Origin of the sequence: Enterococcus sp. DIV0210g (genome assembly GCF_050559705.1) — a bacterium.
GTDB lineage: Bacteria > Bacillota > Bacilli > Lactobacillales > Enterococcaceae > Enterococcus_B > Enterococcus_B faecalis_A.
Genome location: NZ_CP187903.1, coordinates 2081274 through 2099848 on the forward strand (window position 1 = coordinate 2081274; position 18575 = coordinate 2099848).

General features: G+C 37.9%; 14 protein-coding genes. 3 read left to right on the top strand and 11 right to left on the bottom strand.

The features are described 5' to 3' along the window. Positions 1–17 precede the first annotated feature (17 nt). From IGI64_RS10120 to IGI64_RS10130, 3 genes are all read left to right on the top strand, one after another. Entirely contained in the window at positions 18–1346 is a 1329-nt protein-coding gene (locus IGI64_RS10120) for a TrkH family potassium uptake protein (RefSeq protein WP_429940773.1), read from the top strand. 191 nt (positions 1347–1537) lie between these two features. Beyond that, positions 1538–2890: a MurT ligase domain-containing protein gene (locus IGI64_RS10125; protein ID WP_429940371.1), complete on the top strand. Its 1353-nt coding sequence runs from the start codon at positions 1538–1540 to the stop codon at positions 2888–2890. Then, a complete protein-coding gene (locus IGI64_RS10130; RefSeq protein ID WP_016624972.1) occupies positions 2883–3578 on the top strand; it encodes a type 1 glutamine amidotransferase in 696 nt (231 codons plus the stop codon). The genes IGI64_RS10125 and IGI64_RS10130 overlap by 8 nt, the downstream gene beginning before the upstream one ends. 89 nt (positions 3579–3667) lie before the next feature. Here the strand turns inward: IGI64_RS10130 and IGI64_RS10135 are convergent, their stop codons facing one another. The 11 genes from IGI64_RS10135 to IGI64_RS10185 form a co-directional block, all read right to left on the bottom strand. Then, positions 3668–4099, bottom strand: a complete 432-nt coding sequence (locus IGI64_RS10135; RefSeq protein ID WP_429940372.1) for a hypothetical protein — start codon at positions 4097–4099, stop codon at positions 3668–3670. Between the two features lie 451 nt (positions 4100–4550). After that, on the bottom strand, positions 4551–5504 hold the full coding sequence (gene manA, locus IGI64_RS10140) for a mannose-6-phosphate isomerase, class I (RefSeq protein ID WP_016624974.1): 954 nt from the start codon (positions 5502–5504) through the stop codon (positions 4551–4553). Between the two features lie 48 nt (positions 5505–5552). Beyond that, the gene (locus tag IGI64_RS10145) at positions 5553–6569 is read right to left on the bottom strand and encodes a serine hydrolase domain-containing protein (protein ID WP_429940373.1); all 1017 of its coding nucleotides are present in this window, start codon (positions 6567–6569) and stop codon (positions 5553–5555) included. A 99-nt stretch (positions 6570–6668) separates the two neighbouring features. Next, positions 6669–7505, bottom strand: a complete 837-nt coding sequence (locus IGI64_RS10150) for a VOC family protein (protein ID WP_429940374.1) — start codon at positions 7503–7505, stop codon at positions 6669–6671. A gap of 150 nt (positions 7506–7655) precedes the next feature. After that, the gene (locus tag IGI64_RS10155) at positions 7656–9545 is read right to left on the bottom strand and encodes an ABC transporter ATP-binding protein (RefSeq protein ID WP_016624977.1); all 1890 of its coding nucleotides are present in this window, start codon (positions 9543–9545) and stop codon (positions 7656–7658) included. Further along, positions 9542–11269, bottom strand: a complete 1728-nt coding sequence (locus IGI64_RS10160) for an ABC transporter ATP-binding protein (protein WP_429940375.1) — start codon at positions 11267–11269, stop codon at positions 9542–9544. The genes IGI64_RS10155 and IGI64_RS10160 overlap by 4 nt, the downstream gene beginning before the upstream one ends. A 20-nt stretch (positions 11270–11289) precedes the next feature. Beyond that, entirely contained in the window at positions 11290–11943 is a 654-nt protein-coding gene (locus IGI64_RS10165) for a TetR/AcrR family transcriptional regulator (protein WP_016624979.1), read from the bottom strand. 185 nt (positions 11944–12128) lie between these two features. Next, positions 12129–13427, bottom strand: a complete 1299-nt coding sequence (locus IGI64_RS10170; protein WP_429940376.1) for a GHKL domain-containing protein — start codon at positions 13425–13427, stop codon at positions 12129–12131. Beyond that, positions 13424–14203 carry a LytR/AlgR family response regulator transcription factor gene (locus IGI64_RS10175; RefSeq protein ID WP_034862777.1) on the bottom strand — a complete coding sequence of 260 codons (780 nt, stop codon included), beginning with the start codon at positions 14201–14203 and terminating at the stop codon, positions 13424–13426. Before IGI64_RS10175 ends, IGI64_RS10170 begins: the two co-directional genes overlap by 4 nt. Before the next feature lie 203 nt (positions 14204–14406). Next, entirely contained in the window at positions 14407–15279 is an 873-nt protein-coding gene (galU, locus tag IGI64_RS10180; protein ID WP_429940377.1) for a UTP--glucose-1-phosphate uridylyltransferase GalU, read from the bottom strand. Positions 15280–15288: 9 nt separating this feature from the next. Next, complete coding sequence (locus tag IGI64_RS10185; RefSeq protein ID WP_429940378.1) at positions 15289–18477, bottom strand: S-layer homology domain-containing protein; 3189 nt, start codon at positions 18475–18477, stop codon at positions 15289–15291. Positions 18478–18575: the final 98 nt, after the last annotated feature.

The following is an 18575-nucleotide window of genomic DNA, read 5'->3' on the forward strand; positions in this document are numbered from 1 at the left end:
CTAATCATTTTTCTTCTATACAAATCATTGTTTTTTATTATATATTCATGACGCTTGTTGCGTTAGGTCTTTTTTATATTCCATTTTTCAGAGTCCCAGGAAGTCATGCACCGTTTATCGATATGCTTTTTATGGCAATCAGTACCATTAGCGTGACGGGATTGACGACTTTTGATATCAACTCGATTTTCAATGACCATGGTGTCGTTTTGCTGGAGGTTTTGTTTCAGGTCGGCGGGTTAGGGATCATGATGATTTCTACTGCGTTCATCATTCTTTCAAAAAGGCGGATCACTTTGCGGCAGCGCCAATTGATTATGGCTGATATGAACCAGCCGCGCTTATCAGGTATCGTCCGGCTGATTCGTACGACTTTTGCGATTTTGATTTGGTTCCAAGTGATTTTCGGCAGCTTCTTTTCTATTTATTTTTATTATCGAGGCTATTTTGATAATTGGCGAGATTCGCTTTTTTATGGTTTTTATCAGGCTATTTCCGCCGTTACCAACTCCGGTTTTGATGTAACAGGCGAGTCGATCCAGCCTTTTGCCCATGACCATATTTTTCTTTTATCGATCATGTTTTTGATTTTTATCGGCGGGATAGGTTTTCCAGTCTTGATGGAATTTCGGGAATGGCTATTATATAAACGAAAAAAACAAAAGCTGCCTTTCCGCTTTTCTTTGTTCACAAAATTAGCGGTTTTGGCATTCGTTGTGTTATTTGTAGTTGGAACGCTCTTGATCTACTTTCTTGAAAAAGATCACCTTTTCCAATCATCGACGCCACTTGTCCAATGGATCGATTCTATGTTTTATTCGATCACGACAAGAAATGCCGGCTTGCAGATCCACGATTTGAACGAATTTCAAATCACTACTTTGATCGTTTTTTCTTTACTGATGTTTATTGGCTGCAGTCCTAGTTCCGTTGGCGGCGGTATCCGAACCACCACTGTTGCGATTATTGGGCTTTATCTGTATTCTTTTCTAAAAAGTGAAGATAATATCAACGTTTTCGGCCGTCGAATTGATCAGGATGATGTCAGAAAATCTGTAGTCGTCTTCATGCTTTCGTTAGGAATGTGCTTCTTCTGTATCGTCTTTTTAACAGCGACAGAAAATCAATCACTGATTTCGATCATCGTGGAAGTCACCTCCGCATTTGGAACGACAGGTTTGTCACTAGGAATCACAGCGGATTTATCAATAGTAGGAAAAATCACGATTGCTGCTTTGATGTTTATCGGTCGAATCGGCATGTTGTATACTTTGATGTTATTTGTACCAAAAGAAACACGAGATTTAGGTTACGAATATCCAACAGAAAAAATCATTATCGGGTAAAATACCGATTTCCTCGATTTAGAGTTTTTAGGACAAGTTTCCTTGTTCTAAAAGCTCTTTTTTTAATGCTCTTTTTTACTATTTCTTTAAAAAAGGAAAACCGATTTAACCTTTTTTTCAACATGTGGTATGATAAGTTGAATTTACTTGAGAATTTGTACGTCATTTTTGACGTTTTTGGAGGTTACATAATGGGAATACGCAGTCAATTCGCGATTGCAGTGGGTAAAACATCACAATGGGCATTAAAAACTTTTTTTAAAGGCGGATCAAGTCTGCCCGGAAAACTCGCTTTAAGAATCGATCCGCATATTTTAGACAGTTTGGCCAAAGACTATCAAGTCGTTGTCGTGACGGGAACCAATGGAAAAACATTGACGACCGCTTTAACTGTCAATATCTTGCGTCAGCAATTTGATGAAGTTTTGACGAATCCAACTGGTGCAAATATGGTGCAAGGAATCGTTTCAACTTTCTTACAAGCAAAACCTGCAAAAGGAAAGAAAAAATTTGCGGTACTTGAAATCGATGAAGCAAGTTTGAGCAAAGTAACAGAATATATCAAACCGGAGTTATTTTTGTTTACTAATATTTTCCGTGACCAAATGGATCGTTATGGCGAGATCTATACGACCTATCGAATGATTGTAGAAGGAGCAGCTAAATCTCCAGATGCACTGATCATCAGTAATGGTGATTCTCCTATTTTCAATTCTGTTGAAACAGTGAATCCCCGCAAATATTATGGGTTTGATCATCAAGAAGACGAAGAACAAATGGCACATTACAATACAGATGGTGTGTTATGTCCAAACTGTCACCATATCTTGCATTATAAAATGATCACGTATGCAAATCTTGGCAAATACTATTGTCCAAATTGCGGCTTCCATCGCCCAGAATTAGATTACCGTTTAACAGAAATCACACACATGGATAATGTTTCAGCTGATTTTGTTATTGACGGCAATGAATATGGGATTGAAGTCGGCGGAATGTACAATGTCTATAATGCATTAGCTGCTGCAGCTGTTGCTGAACACTACAACGTTCCTGCTGAAAAGATCCGCAAAGGTTTAGGATATGATGAAAAAGTCTTTGGTCGTCAAGAAGTGATTGAGATCGATGGTAAAAAATGTACGTTAGTCTTGGTAAAAAATCCAGTTGGTTTGAATCAAGTTATCGATATGATTGGTTTAGCACCTTATCCGTTCTCTCTTGTTTGCTTATTGAACGCCAATTATGCAGATGGTATCGATATCAGTTGGATCTGGGATGGTAATCACGAAGCATTTGCTGAAATGAATATCCCAGCAGTTATTGCTAGCGGTGAACGTCACGCAGATATGGCAACCCGTTTGAAAGTTGCTGGTATCCCTGAAGAAAAACTGAAAGAAACCAAAGAATTGACAGAAGTCATTGAAGATATCAAAAAACTGCCAACGGAGCATGTTTATATCCTTGCTACCTATACTGCTGTTCTGCAATTAAGAAAAGAATTAGCAAACCAAGGATACATCAAAGGAGGAATGGACCGTGGCTAATTATCAGCTGAATGTAGCGCATCTTTATGGAAATCTATTAAATACTTATGGCGATAACGGCAACCTTTTGATGCTGAAATATGTCGCAGAGAAATCAGGCATCGAGTTTCATTCCGAAATCGTCAGCATTCATGAACCTTTTGACCCTGAAAAATATGATTTAGTATTTTTCGGCGGCGGCCAGGATTTTGAACAAGTGATCGTTTCAAAAGACATCCAAAACAAAAAAGAAGCACTGACACAATATATTGAAAATGACGGCGTAATGCTGGCTATCTGCGGCGGCTTCCAATTGCTGGGCCACTATTACATGGGCGCTAATGGCGAAAAAATCCAAGGAATCAGCGCGTTGGATCATTACACACTGAGTCAAGAAAATAACCGATTTATCGGGGATATCGTGATTCACAACGAAGAATTCGGCGAAACTTACTATGGTTTTGAAAACCATAACGGCCGGACATTCTTAGGCGAAGGCGAACGACCTTTAGGAAAAGTGGTTCAAGGCGAAGGAAATAACGGAGAAGACCAATCAGAAGGCGTGATTTATAAAAATGTCTATGGCTCTTACTTCCACGGCCCTCTTCTTGCCCGCAATGAAAAATTAGCTTATCGTTTGATCCGTACCGCTTTAGAAAATCGTTACGGCAACGTTGAACTTCCAGAAGAATTTGGAACCCCTGCTTAAAACAACAGCAAAAAGAGAGCCTTTGATTAAAGGCTCTCTTTTTTATGATCAATATTCAGTTTCAAACTATCACAGAGCTGTTATCCAATTTAAACCTTACTGTCGAATAATAAATCACCTGAGATTTCGTCAATCACTTTCAGGCGCTGCGTATTTTTGATAAAGATGCTTTTATATTTTTTGGTTTGTTCTTCATCAAAAAGAAGAAGAACTCTTTTATTTTGGTTTTCAGACAGTGTTTTGACATTCAGATCATCCGCTCCATCTAAAACTTCCTTTAATTTCTGCGACTCTTCAAAACCAGATAATTGATCATCATCATTCTGAGACGTCTCTATTTTTTCTGGCTCTTTCAATGTATCCGATGTTTGTCTTTCGGAGGTCTCTTTTGAAACAACTGCTTTTGAAGAAGTATTTGTTTCAGAAAATGCAGTACTGCCCTTATCGCTCGCACTTTGTTTGCCGCAGCCAGCAAAAAGAAAACTTATAGCTATAAATGGTAAAACAACCCTTTTTTTCATAAATGGACTCAACCCCCTTGTATCTAAAGTACCATCAAGAGAAAATACAAGCAAATATAGAGGTTGTAAATGAACCGCTTAGCTCCGAGCATTAAAGAAGAATTTCGTAAAATAGCTTCTCATATTTTGCGAAATTTTGAGTTAATGTCGAAGGAGTTGGTTCATGAACACCGTGGATAGAGGTCGTGAAAAAGCTGTTAAGCTTCAAGAGCCAAATAGGTACTGTTCAACATCGAATCACTTCGTTCTCCGTGTTTCACAGCAATAAGACTCTTTTATCAGAGAAAATGGCTCTTCACATTTTTTCTGATAAAAGCTTAATGCTGAGAAACAGCTGAGGGAGAGAAGTCGCTAACTCAACGCTCTGCTTTGACCATCCAGTCCTTTCTTATCCCAACAAAAAAACACCAAGCTTCACGATGCGGAAGCTCGGTATTTTTTGTTTTTATTCTTATTTTTGGCCTGGTTCTGAAGCAATGATTGAAAGTTCTCCTTGGATCGTCCATTCTTGGATGTCATTTGGCAGAATGCAGCTTGCGCCTTTTTCCAATGGATAGGTTTTGCCATCTGCTACTAATTCGCCCGCTCCGTTGATCACTGTCATCAATGTGTAAGGTGCATGTTTCTTGAAGTCAAGTTTTCCTTTCACATCCCATTCGTAAACATTGAAGAATTCTGTCTCCAAATAAGTCACAACAGAAGAATTGCCTTTACGCATTTCTTTCACATGCAAATCTGGTGTTTTTGCCGGCACTGTTGTTACATCGATGGATTGCTGAATATGCAATTCACGCGTGTTTCCTTCTGCATCTTTGCGATCGTAATCGTAGACACGATAGGTCGTGTCTGAACTTTGTTGTGTTTCTAAAATCATGATCCCTTTGCCGATTGCATGGATCGTTCCACTTGGGACATAGAAGAAGTCGCCTTTTTTAACAGGTACTCTTTTCAATAAATCATCCCAGCGTGCATCTTTGATCATTTCAGCAAGCTCTTCACGTGTTTTTGCATGGTGCCCGTAAATGATTTCTGCGCCTGGCTCTGCATCAATAATATACCAGCATTCTGTTTTACCTAATTCGCCTTCGTGTTTCATCCCGTAAGCATCATCTGGATGGACTTGAACAGAAAGCTCATCTTCTGCATCCAAGATTTTGATCAGCAATGGAAAAACAGGCTCATCAGGGTTGCCGAAAAGCTCTTTATGCTCTGCCCATAGATCATCTAATTTTTGTCCTTTGAATTCGCCATTCTCAACGACACTAACACCGTGTGGATGTGCACTGATTGCCCAGTCTTCACCGATTTTATCATTAGGGATATCAAAACCGAATACAGTACGCAGACGATTTCCTCCCCAAATTTTTTCTTGGAAAACTGGTTTTAAAAACATAGGTTCTTGCATCTTTCATACTCCTCTCAAACATTCATTGACATTATACCACTATTTTTTTTATAACGCTTTCTCTTTCAAATAAGTCTCAATGATTTCATCGCGATTTTTAATGTATTCTTCTCTTTTATCTATTGGATGAACCCGATTTGAAAGAAAAACAAAGGCTTCTTGTTCTCGTACATCGATCAGATAAAACGTACCTGTATAACCGGTATGATAAAGGATTGGATGCTGGTCTTTTTTATCGAATTTCAAGTCCCAGCCTAACGAACGTTTGCCTTTTTTGTTCGGCGTGTGGTCCGTCAATAATGCTTCGATCGTTTTTGCGTCAAAATAAGTGCCTGATTCGATTTTCCCTTTATTCAAATACATATCGACAAACTTCAAGCTGTCTTCTAGATTAATAAATAATCCCGCGTTTCCTGCATGTTCTGCAAGTACTCTGGCTTTTGGATCATGTGTGATTCCTCGTAAAACTTCTCCCGACTCGAGTTGCTCAGTAGGAACGATCTTAATTGAAGGCTGCGGCAAAAACAAGCTGTTCATCATTCCTAAAGGCATCAGGACTTGCTCTTCGAAAAGAGTCACTGCATCTTCTTGATAGATTTCTTCCAGCATCAAGCCTAATAAAATAGTCCCAGCATCTGTATATTTGACTGTCTGGCCTAATTCTTCTCCCGGTTGCAGTTTCAAGTAGGCGCTGATTAGTTCTTGCTGGTTCAATTGGTCGCGGTTTGGGATCCATGTTTTGATATCTGATGTGTGTGTCAATAAATGACGCAGTGTGATCGTCTGATTCTCAAACTTAGGCAAATAATCATGCAACGGAGCATCTAAGTCGATTTTCCCATCTTCCCACAAACGCAAAACCAAGGTCGTTGTTGCTACGACTTTGGTCAATGAAGCCGCATCAAAAAGAAGATCTTCTGTCATCGGCTGCTGCTCTGGGACGACCTGTGCCTTGCCAGCAACTAGCTTTTCGACAGTGTTCTCTTTGACAAAAGCTGCTGCTACCCCAGGATAGATTCCCTCGTTCATTTTATCTAAAATCATTTTTTTCGTTTCCGAATACATCGTTTTCCCGCCTTTGTCTAAAAAAGATAATAAAAAGCCTGAAACATCAACCAAAATAGATAATGTTTCAGGCTTGCATTTAAATCAACAGGTTATGAGCTATTTTTTTGGATTGCTGACGAACCACCATTCTATGCCGATTTCATCATAAACAGTCAACACTGTTTTCTTCTTATCGACAAAGAAGTCTTTCTTCGCACTTTCCAAATGCTTGATCAAATCATCCATATTTTCTTGGCTGATAACAAATTTCAAAAAATCCAACCCGAGAACTTCATCTGTTGGTAATCCAATCGTCCCACCATGCGCTTCTTTCAATCCTACATGAAAATCTCCTTCATTTAATACATGAAGTCCATTTTTTTCATCTTGGATCTCCAGCCCTAAAATATCACTTAGGAAAGCATGTTCCTTTTCAAGATCATCAACATGCAGATGGATCTTTTCGAAAGATGCATCTTGGGTCAATTTCTTGAATTGCTGGGTCGATTTTTCAAGTAATGTTTCTTGATCCAACGCTTTTGGTTCTCCTGGATTTTCTTGTTTTTCACCATAATAGACTTCTAATTCGTTGCCTTCTGGATCAGTCAAAAGAATCCCGATTCTTCCTTGTTCTTCTAAAGCATCTTTGATTGGATATTGTGCTTTTCGAATACGGAATAAGATATCCGCCATCTCTCCTTCAGTCGAGATGATTAGCGAAAAACGATTTAATTTCTTGATTTCCCCAGTGTGGTCATTTGCGCGTGGACTTTCTTCCAACAGCAGCATCTCACTACTTGGTTCCTCAGTACCAAAAATAGCTAGTTCATTTTCTTCTCTTTTCAAGTCGAAGCCAACGATGTTCTTGTAAAAATCAATCATTTTATCTCTGTCTTTTACACGGATTGCTATACTTTTTAAATAAGTATCCGTCCCTAGTTTGAAATCGTTCATCTCTTGCTCTCCCCTCTATGTCAAAATACATTTTAACGATGGAAAGCACTTCTTTCAAGCAATAACTTCTTTTTATTTAAGAATTTTCATTTTTATCTTTAAATAACGAAAGTTTTTGACAATTAATGTCATTTAAAGGTCAATTATTGTTTACGCGGCATCTTCTGAGAACTGACTGTTGTACAAATCAGCATAGAATCCATTTTGTTCCATCAGTTCATCATGGGTGCCTGTTTCGACGATTGATCCTTGATTCATTACGATAATATTATCGGCGTCGCGAATCGTAGACAAACGGTGAGCAACAACGAAACTTGTTCTGTTTTCAAGCAGACGATTCATCGCTCTTTGGATCAATATTTCTGTCCGTGTATCGACACTTGATGTTGCTTCGTCAAGGATCAATACATCTGGATTAGCTAAGAATGCACGAGCAATCGTGATCAATTGGCGTTGTCCTTGAGAAATATTGCTTGCATCTTCATTTAATACCGTGTCGTATCCTTCAGGCAGTTTTCTTACAAAATCATCCACGTGAGCGGCTTTCGCAGCTGCAATGATATCTTCATTGCTTGCTTCTTCATTTCCGTACTTGATATTGTCATAAATACTTCCTGTAAACAACCAAGTATCTTGCAGTACCATTGAGAAATGTTGGCGCAATGCTTCACGTGAGATATCACGAGTGTCTTGTCCATCATAACGGATACTTCCGCCTGAAACGTCATAGAAACGTTCTAACAAATTGATCAATGTCGTTTTTCCGGCTCCAGTTGGTCCAACAATAGCGACCATCTCGCCTGGTTTGACATCTAAACTGAAATCAGTCATCAACAGTTTTTCTTCTGTATAGCCAAACTGAACATTTTCAAAGCGGACTTTGTATGGAGAATTTTCTTCTACAGGCAGTCCTGAAGTATCTTCCTTCATTTCTTCTTCATCTAACACTTCAAAAACACGTTCTGCTGAAGCAACGGTTGATTGGATCGTATTCATCAAACTAGCGATTTGGGTAATCGGTTGTGAGAATTGATTCGTATATTGCAAGAATGCTTGAACATCCCCAAGAGAGATATTCCCATTTGCTACTTTGATCCCGCCTAAAACAGCGATAAAGACATAACCCAAGTTTTTAACAAAGTTCATCAAAGGCATGATGATTGCTGAGATAAATTGGGCTTTCCAGCCAGCTGCGTAAAGATTTTGGTTTTCTTCTTCAAAAATCTCTTGATCGCTTTTTTCATGGTTGAATGTTTTGACTACTGTATGACCAGCATAGGTTTCTTCAACTTGGTTGTTTAATAATCCCAAACTTTTTTGTTGGTCTGCGAAAAAGACTTGAGATTTTGGTGCAACGATCATCACAACGATCAAACTTAACGGAATCATGATTAAAGCCACTAATGTCAATTGCCAGCTGATGGTCAGCATCATGACGATGACCCCAACAAGTGTGACTGTACTTGTCACAAATTGTGTTAAGTTTTGTTGTAATGTGCTGGCGATATTATCCATATCATTGATTGCACGTGACATGATATCGCCGTTGGTATGTGTATCATAGTAAGAAATTGGTACACGGTTCATTTTCTTTTCTAAATCATGACGCAATTCATAAACAGTACGTTGAGAAACACGTGTCATGATAAATTGTTGTAAAAAGTTGAATACTGCAGAAATCAAATACATAGCGATTACTGTAAAAATGATTTGTGCAATCTTATCAAAATCAATCGGGAAGCTAGTGATCTGCTGACCTTGCTGCATTTGAGCTGCGCCAGTCATTACGCCTTTGAAAATCTCTGTTGTTGCTTTCCCTAAAACTTTTGGTGTTTGTATTTGGAAGACGACAGCTGCGATTGCTAAAACAAAAACAGAGACGATCGCTACCATCCGTGTTGACATGTAGCCAAATAACCGACGAACAGTTTTCCAGAAATTTTTCGGCTTCTCGCCTTTTGCTCCGATGTTTCGTCCAGGGCCGCCGCCCATAGGTCCATGTCCCATGCCTTTTGCCGGTGCTTTTTTTGCTTCACTCATGCTAAGTCCTCCTCTCTCAGTTGTGAATGAACGATTTCTTGATACGTTTCATTTTCGGCTAATAATTCATCATGGGTTCCTTTACCCACTAATTTTCCTTCATCTAATACAAGGATCGTATCTGCATCCATTACCGTGCTTACTCGTTGTGCAACTAAAACAGTAATGCTGTCTTGCATATCTTTTTTCAATGCTGCGCGAAGTTTGGCATCTGTTTTGAAATCCAATGCAGAGAATGAATCATCAAACACATACACATCGGCAGGTTTCACTAAAGCACGGGCAATCGCTAAACGTTGTCTTTGTCCACCAGAGAAGTTGCTTCCGCCTTGTTCCACATGGCTGTCCAAGCCATCGTCCATTTTAGAAACAAACTCTTTTGCCTGTGCGATTTCTAAAGCTTTCCAGATTTCTTCATCTGAAGCATCTGGCGAACCGTATTTCATGTTTTCACGGATCGTACCAGAGAATAACACAGCTTTTTGCGGAACAAAACCAATCAACTCGCGTAGATCGTGTTGTGTGACTTCATCGATTCTTGTGCCGTTCAGTTTGATTGCGCCGCTTTCGATATCGTATAAACGAGGGACCAAATTGACTAGCGTTGTTTTACCTGAACCTGTTCCGCCGATGATTGCTACGATGTCACCAGATTTTGCAGAAAAATCGATATTTTCTAAGGCAAGTTTTTCAGCACCATGGTAACGGTAGTTTACATTTTCGAATGTCAATGTTGCATTTTTATTTGCACGTTTTAGCGGAACTGGGTTTTCTGGATCTTTGATTTCCACTTTTTCTGCCAATACTTCATTGATACGTTCTGCTGAAGCTTGCGCACGAGGAACCATAATAAAGATCATTGATAACATCATGAAACTGATCAGGATTTGCATAGCATATGTCATGAAAGCAATCAGATTTCCGACTTCTAAGGTCATATCTGCGATGTAATGTCCACCAAACCAAGTGATCGCTACGTTTGTCCCGCTCATGATCAATGTCATCAAAGGCATCATCAAGGCAACGATAGAGTTTACTTTGATTGCTGTGTTTGTGTAATCTTTATTCGCCATATCAAAGCGTTTTTCTTCAAAACCTGCTTTATTGAAGGCACGGATTACACGTACCCCTGTCAATCCTTCACGAAAAACAAGGTTCAAACGGTCTGTTTTTTTCTGCATGCTTTTGAATAGCGGTACGGCAAAATACATGATCCCGCCGACTAAAACAAGCATGATTGGTACAACGATCAAAAAGATCCGTGTCAATTCATGGTCTTTTTGATAAGCAAGAAAGCTGGCCCCAATCAATGTGATCGGTGCGTTAATCATCATACGTAAGAACATTTGCATCACTAATTGGATTTGAGTGACGTCATTAGTTGTACGTGTGATCAATGACGCTGTTCCATATTTATCAAAGCTGTCTTTTGACAAACTTTCTGCTTTTTTATAGACATCTGTCCGTAATTGTTTCCCTAATTTTTGGGATTCGCGCGTGGCGAAAAATGTATTTCCGATCGCAGCTGCGATACTGATCAGAGAAAATCCGATCATGATAAAACCTGTGTGCCAGATATAGTCGATATCTCCTTTTGCCACACCTTTATCGATGATATTCGATGTTAGAGTAGGCAAATACAGGTCTGCTAAAACTTGAACAACCATGAATGCAACAGCTGCAAAAGCTGAAACCAAGGAAATTCTTTTAACGATTTTCAGCATCCTTTTTCCTTCTTTCTGTTTTATTTATATGCGCCTTTTTTTAACCAAGAGAGTTTCAACTGGAATTCTTTGACTGCTTGATCAATAGAATAGTCGTTCGATGCCGCATGAGATTTATATGCGTGGGCAATTGTAGAGAAAACGATATTCATCAATACTTGGATCAGTAAATCCAATTCGTGATCATCTTTCACATCCAAGCATTCCTTGTTGATGACTTCGATCAAATCTTTGGCGTGTTTTTTATGATCGTGATGCGGCGATTGCTCGTGTTTTTCTTTTCTTGAAAGTTCAGGTGAAACTTTTTTTGAAGAACGATAATCCATATTCATAAAAAGGTTACGGTAAAACGCTGAATTTTCTCCTTCAAGTATCTCCCGTATCATCTTTGAAAAATAGACCTCAAAGCCAACAAATAAATCACCGTCAGCCTCCCTCATGATTTTCAGCATATCGCGGGAACTATCTTGCCTCAGTGTTTCAAAATAATAGAAATAAAGATCTTCTTTATCTTCAAAATATTGATAAAAACTGCCGCGCGGGATATCCGCTAACTTGACGATGTTCGCAATCGATGCTTCTTTCAATGGTACCCTAGAAAATTCTGTTTGAGCCGCTTTAAGCAAACGCCGCTGCTTTTCTTCTGGTAAATGAAAAAATGTCTGAGTGGGCATTTCAGCACTCCTTTCTTAAAAATGACACCTCGTCACATGACACCTTGTCATTATAACATCATTTATGTGTTTTGCAAGTATTTTTCACGGATGTTTTCATGAAAAGTTTTCTATCAAAATCCTAGCAGGAAATACTGTAAATAATAAAAAACCAGGACAGCTTGAAGCTGCCCTGATTTAGCAATTTATTCAAAAATATCCAGCTGTACACTGAATTTTTCTGCTGTACTTTTGATTACCACATCGATATTCCTGTAGCTGTTTGCTGTACTGTAAAGCGAAGATAAACCAAGTCCGCTATGTTTTCTTTTCGTTGAAAATCCTTTTTCTTTGATTGCGGCGATGCTTTTTTTCATTTTCGCTGGATTTTCTACTAAAACGGTATAGCCTGTTTCTTTTCTCATAAATTTACAGGTTATAATATAGGGTGTTTTTTCTGGAGGAAGCGTTTGGACTTCTTCCAATGCGTTATTCAAAATGATGGAGAGCATTCTTAAGAAATCAATCAAATTGATTTCATGAAAAAACCAATCTTTGATCGTTTTCAATTCAAAAATGACTCCTTGTTCTTTACAGCGCTGATAAAAGTCAAAAAGCAGGCCTTGCAGCGGTACACTGCTAAGTTGAGTAACGAGCAGATACATGTTCTCATCATATAGCGGTTCTGAATAATCAATGATTTGTTCCAGCATTTGTTTGGCCGCAGGAAGATCCTCTTTTCGAATATATTCCGACAACCCAATCAGCCAAGAACGATAATCATGACGAAAAGCAGAACTCCATTCATTCTTTTTCTGTTCTTCTTTGAAACTTGTCATCAAATGTGCTAATTCTTGTTCACTTTGGATACTGCGATTGTAGATGGAAATACCAATGATCAATCCCAGCATCAGTAAAATCAAATTGATATTCGTAAAAAAATAAAGAAGATAATTTGATAATCTGACTGCTTCTGCGTGAAAAAAAAGAAACAGCAGCAAAACGCTAAGACACAGCAGCGACAGCAGGCGAAACTTCTTCTTTATTCCTAATAAATTTCGGATCCATCCCTTTTTTTGTTCCCATTTTCTTAACCCATAATAACAAATCAATGTGACAGCTGCTTCGAAAAAAGCGAGCCAAATTGCTTCTCCCAGACCGAGTGTTCTTGAAGACAGTGTATGGAACCTCAGCCATCGCAGACCATCAAAAGCGACACTCCAAAAAATCATAATCGTCGTTATTTGAAAGACCAAAAGCAACGCTGGCAACAACCAAGTATGCAGCTTTTGTATCAGTACATACATTTTATAAACAAAAAACGGAAGCAAAAGGAACAACATTTCTGTCCAGCTGTTCATCTCTTGAGTAATGATTGAAAAGAGACTTAAATAGCCTAAAGAAATCAAGAACTCCTTCCGTGAGAACAACTTCAAATGAAAAAGCAATATTGAAACAGTAATCAAATAGACATCAATAATAATCACTTCTGGCAATAGTGTCATTTTTTATTATTCCTATCTTGAACAAATTTTTTTAATTTATCGATGCTTCGTTTTCCAAGTGTCAGCTGTCCTTTATTTTTAAATGTTACGATTTCTTCCGCACGATTGATTGACAAAATGTTATCTATATTTATTAGGTAGGCTTTCAAGTCTTTACAGAGACGTTCAGAACATAATGTTTCTTTGTATTTTTTGATTGTACCATTCACTAGCAGCTCTTCATCTTTTAGAACCAGCACAACCTTATTTTTGTAGCCAGGCGCACTTTCTAAATAAAGAATATCTTCATAGGAAATATAGTGATCGCTATTGCCGTAACGGACAACTGCCCAACTGTCTTTTTTGGGAGAACTGCTGACAGGGATTGCCCATTCTTTTTTTAAACGTAATAAAAAGGATTGGATTTCTTTCCTATTTTGCTCGTATGTCATTTGTTTTACAATAAATGCGTTTGGATAAACATGCTGATTGATTGCTGTGATTGCTTTGTCTGAATGAGAGGTCAGATAAACGATTTTACAGTCTTCACTTTTTTCCCGAATCTTTTCCCCTATATCAAGCCCATTGTAATGATAATTTAAATCGATATCCAAAAAAAAGAGATCATTTGATCGAATTTCGTTTGCGCGTACAAACTCCATAAATTGTGCTGGATTGAAATCATGGATGATCTCATATTCCATCGGTTTCCACAACGGTTTTGTCTCTTCTAAAATCTCACAAATCGTCTTTTCAAAAATCAAGCTGTCTTCCAAAATAAATATCCGTGTTGTCATAAAATCTCCTCCATTTTTTAGTCCAATCAAGCCTAGTGTCTGCATAAAATCTTCGAAAAAATCGAACTGCTGTTACATAAATCCTGCTAGCCAGCTCTCTTTTCATCATAGCCTTATTTGATTTCTCTCGCCTAATACATTGCTTCTTCTTATGCACACAGAAAACCGCGAGAAAATAGAAATTCTCACGGCTTTTGAGTAGTTTATAAGCGTGCGGAAAGTGTACGCAGATATGCTTTGAATGCTTCAGAAAATTCTGGATGTTTTAGACCATACTCCACATTTGCTTGCAGCATCCCTAATTTATCGCCCACATCATAACGTTTCCCTTTAAATCGATGTGCAAATACACGCTGCGTACTGTTTAATGTATTGATTGCATCTGTCAGCTGGATTTCGCCGCCGGCACCTGGTTCTTGCTTTTCTAAAATTGAAAAAATCTCTGGTGTCAGCAAATAACGTCCAATAATGGCTAAATTACTAGGTGCATCTGTTGGCGATGGCTTTTCAATAAATCCGTTGACATTGAAGAGATCTGCTTCAACTTCACTTTCTGGATCGATAATTCCGTATTTTTGGGTATCTTCTGGTAAGATTTCCATCACTGCAATCGTCGAAGCAGCTGTTTTCTGATAATTATCTATCAGCTGTTTTGTCAATGGCAATTGATCTTCCATAATGTCGTCTCCAAGCATAACGATAAACGGTTCATTTCCGATAAATGCTTTTGCTTGTAATACAGCATGCCCTAGTCCAAGCGGTCTGCTTTGACGGATAAAATGAAGATTGATATCGGTTGTTTCTTCTACTAATTTAAGCAACTCATCTTTCTGCTTTTGAATAAGATTATGTTCTAATTCAGCATTCGAGTCAAAATGATCTTCAATCGGACGTTTCCCTTTTCCTGTAACAACCAAAATATCTTCAATACCTGAAGCAATAGCTTCTTCAACAATAAACTGGATCGTTGGTTTATCGACGATTGGCAGCATCTCTTTCGCAATAGCTTTCGTAGCTGGTAAAAAACGTGTTCCTAACCCAGCTGCTGGTATGACAGCTTTTCTTACTTTTTTCATTTCTTTTCCTCATTTCTTCACGGCAATATCCCATTGTTCATATGGATCAGAGTTATTATTGCGGTAATAGATTTTGTTATATTTAACATTTTCTGTTTTATTTGCCTGGAGTTTTGCTTTATTGTCTGCACTGATTTCGTTATATACAGGTGCATAACTTTGTAATATTTCTGATACACTGTTTCCATAAACAAGCATATCGATTTTTGCAATATAATCAGCATTGGAAACTTCGTTATTTGTGATTACAGGATTTTTTACACCATTGATTTTAAACGCAATACTTTCAGAATTTATATCTGGGTGTTGCTCACCGATATTTTTGATTTTATTTTCTTCAATAACCGGAGACTCCCAATTCATGATCTTGATCGCATTATGCGTACAGTTTTCGATCAGATTAGATAAAATCTTGACATTCGTGTGAGGACTTTGCGGTGTATACATATGTGTTCCAATTGCGATACTTAAATTTTTAAAATGATTGTTTCTGATTGTAATATCGTTATTCTTCGTATTGTCTTGCGAACTATATGCTCCAGAAAATCCGCCAGTATTTGGATCAGGAACATCCAAATTGATTGCCTCTTTTCGGTCAGCTTGATAATGGGATTCCCATACATCATTAATAAATCCGCAGCCTTCGATCAATGTATTTTCAGAAGCATCAAGTTCAATAAAGTGATGCTTGACGTACATATTTTTAAAAGTAATGTTAGAAATAGCCACATTTTTTGTGTGTCCCATTTCCAGCACAACACCTGGTTTGCTTTGATTATCGATAATAACGTTGCTATTTTCTGGGGCTGTAATTGTAACATCATGAACACCTTCATAGCCATGGTATAATATTTTGTTTTTGATATCCGTATAATTTGCTAAAACAAATAGTCCAGAATTCTGACTAGTCTTTTTCATCAAAACGTTATCTTGGAACTCAATCGTTGTATTTGATGGTATATAAAGCACATTGCTGACATCATAATTACCAGATGAGATAGTGATTTTCCCGCCCCCATTTTCTTCAATCTGATCTAAGTATGAACGCAGCGTCCAATAAATACGAGTTTCTTCTGTATAAGAATATTTATTTCTGTAGGGTGTACTACTTTCTGTCAAAATAAAGTCCGTTTTCGTATCTTTAAAATAATTGATTTGATCTTTTTTATCCTCTGTATAATCAATAATAAAATAGTATTTATCAAGTGTCTTAACAGTATTGGTTTCTTTCATCTGCTGGATTTGCAAATCTGTCACCACTGGTTCTTTGATTGTTCCAGATTCGAAGGTATAAGAAGTAAGGTAAAATGCCCGAGAAACAGCATCAAACTGGTTTTTGATAATTGTACTGTTTTCTGCTCCTGACAAAACAATTGCATTTACTCCTCCCTTTGTAAAATCAACAGCGCCTGCACCGATCGATGTAAATTCAGAGTTTGAAATTACTGCATCCTTCCATACTTTCCCTTCAATAGCCGCTTTGCTTAATTTCACAAAGCGCGTTTGATCAATCAAAATATTGCTCTGCATTTCATTTTCTACAGGATTCATCGTTCGTATACCATATTGATAACCAGAAATCGTGTTGTTTTTTAACTGGATATTTTGACTGACTGTATTATCAGACTTGCTCCAAGCTGCTGGTTTAGGTGCTGTACCGGCTGCCGGATCAATCAAAATCGCTGTACTGGCTGAATTTGTTGATTGGATAGTACTATCGTTGATGTTGATATCTTTTGATCCGATTACTTTTATCCCATAAGAAGCTGTGCTATTCGCATTGATTTGCAAGTTTTCCAATTGAATATTTTGTGTGTGAGCTAAAAGAAAGAACGTACTTTTTTCCACTTCAGAATTGATTTGAACGAACCCTTCTCCAATGATCTTACTACCAGATACACCATCATAATTCCCAACAGAATCTGTTTTACTTGCACTATCACTCTCTGAAAATGAAAAAAGCACAGCAGACGGTTTGACTTCTGAATTTCCGACATCAGCAGACTGATTGATGACTGCTCCGTCTTTTAAACGTAACGTGATAGAAGATGGAATATTGATTGTATAAGGAATCGTATAGGTTCCTTTATCTAAAACCAACGTCCCTCCTCCAATAGAGTCCAAGTAATCAAGATAAGAACGAATCAAATAATAATTCTTTGTTGCATCGTTATAATATTTACTTCCTACCCAAGTGTTATTAAAAGGTAATGTATCTGGATTGATTTCTTCATAATCACTTTCATATTTTTTTACTTCAATGGATTTGCTGTTATTTCCATAAGTACTCCAAAGATATTTTGTACCAGTATAATTGCAGGCACTGACAGTATATTGATAGGTTCCTTCTGGCAATACTTCTTTATCTAACCAAGTTGTTTCTTTTGTGCTGGCGACTTTTTCCCAGTCACCTCCTTCTTTTTTTCTGTAAACCCAGTAGACAGTTGCTGTTCCTTTTGTATGCCAATCAAGCTGGACTGATCCGCCTTTGATTTGTTCCAAATGATCAATCACAGGTTCTTCTGGGGCAAAATTCGCTTGTTTAAGTGCATTATCAAAATTCACAAGAAATGCTGCATACATCTCTCTGGTACAAGGTTCATTCGGCATGAATTTTCCATCAGATCCAGAAATAACTCCTGCTTTTGCTAGTTCAGAAACAGCTGCTTTGGCATAACTGGGTATGTCCTCTTCATCACTGAATGACATAGAAGGTTTTTTTACAATTAATTCACTATTGCGATAGCGTACGTAGTTGGAAAAAAATACGGCAATCTGCGCGCGCGTCACTGTACCTTGAGGAGAAAATGTCGTATCTGATGTACCATTTGCAATCTTATTGGCTTCTGCCCATGACACATAAGGTGCGTAGCCCCAAGAATTGTAGTCAATATCTTGAAATGATGACTTTTGAAAGGCTGGATCTTTTGGATCAATTTTGGAATATCTGCCTAAGATCGTAATGAATTGCGCTCTTGTCAGCTTTCCTTTAGGAGAAAAAGTATCTGGACTTGTTCCAGAAATCCATCCATTTTCATAACTCTTTACGATACTGCTGTAAGCCCAACTTTTAGGGTCCACATCTGTAAAAGGTAATTGTTCCTTCTTTGTATCAGCAAAAATCATGAGCGGATAGAATAAAAGAATAGATACAAGAAAAAACAGAACGGTCTGTTTCAGTTGTTTTGATTTTTTCATTCGGTTCTCCTTTTTATTTATATCTATATAGTTGTTTTTTGAACTTATTTCACAAAAGCATTCTCAAGAATTCTGTTCCTTTTTCTTCTTAATATTTC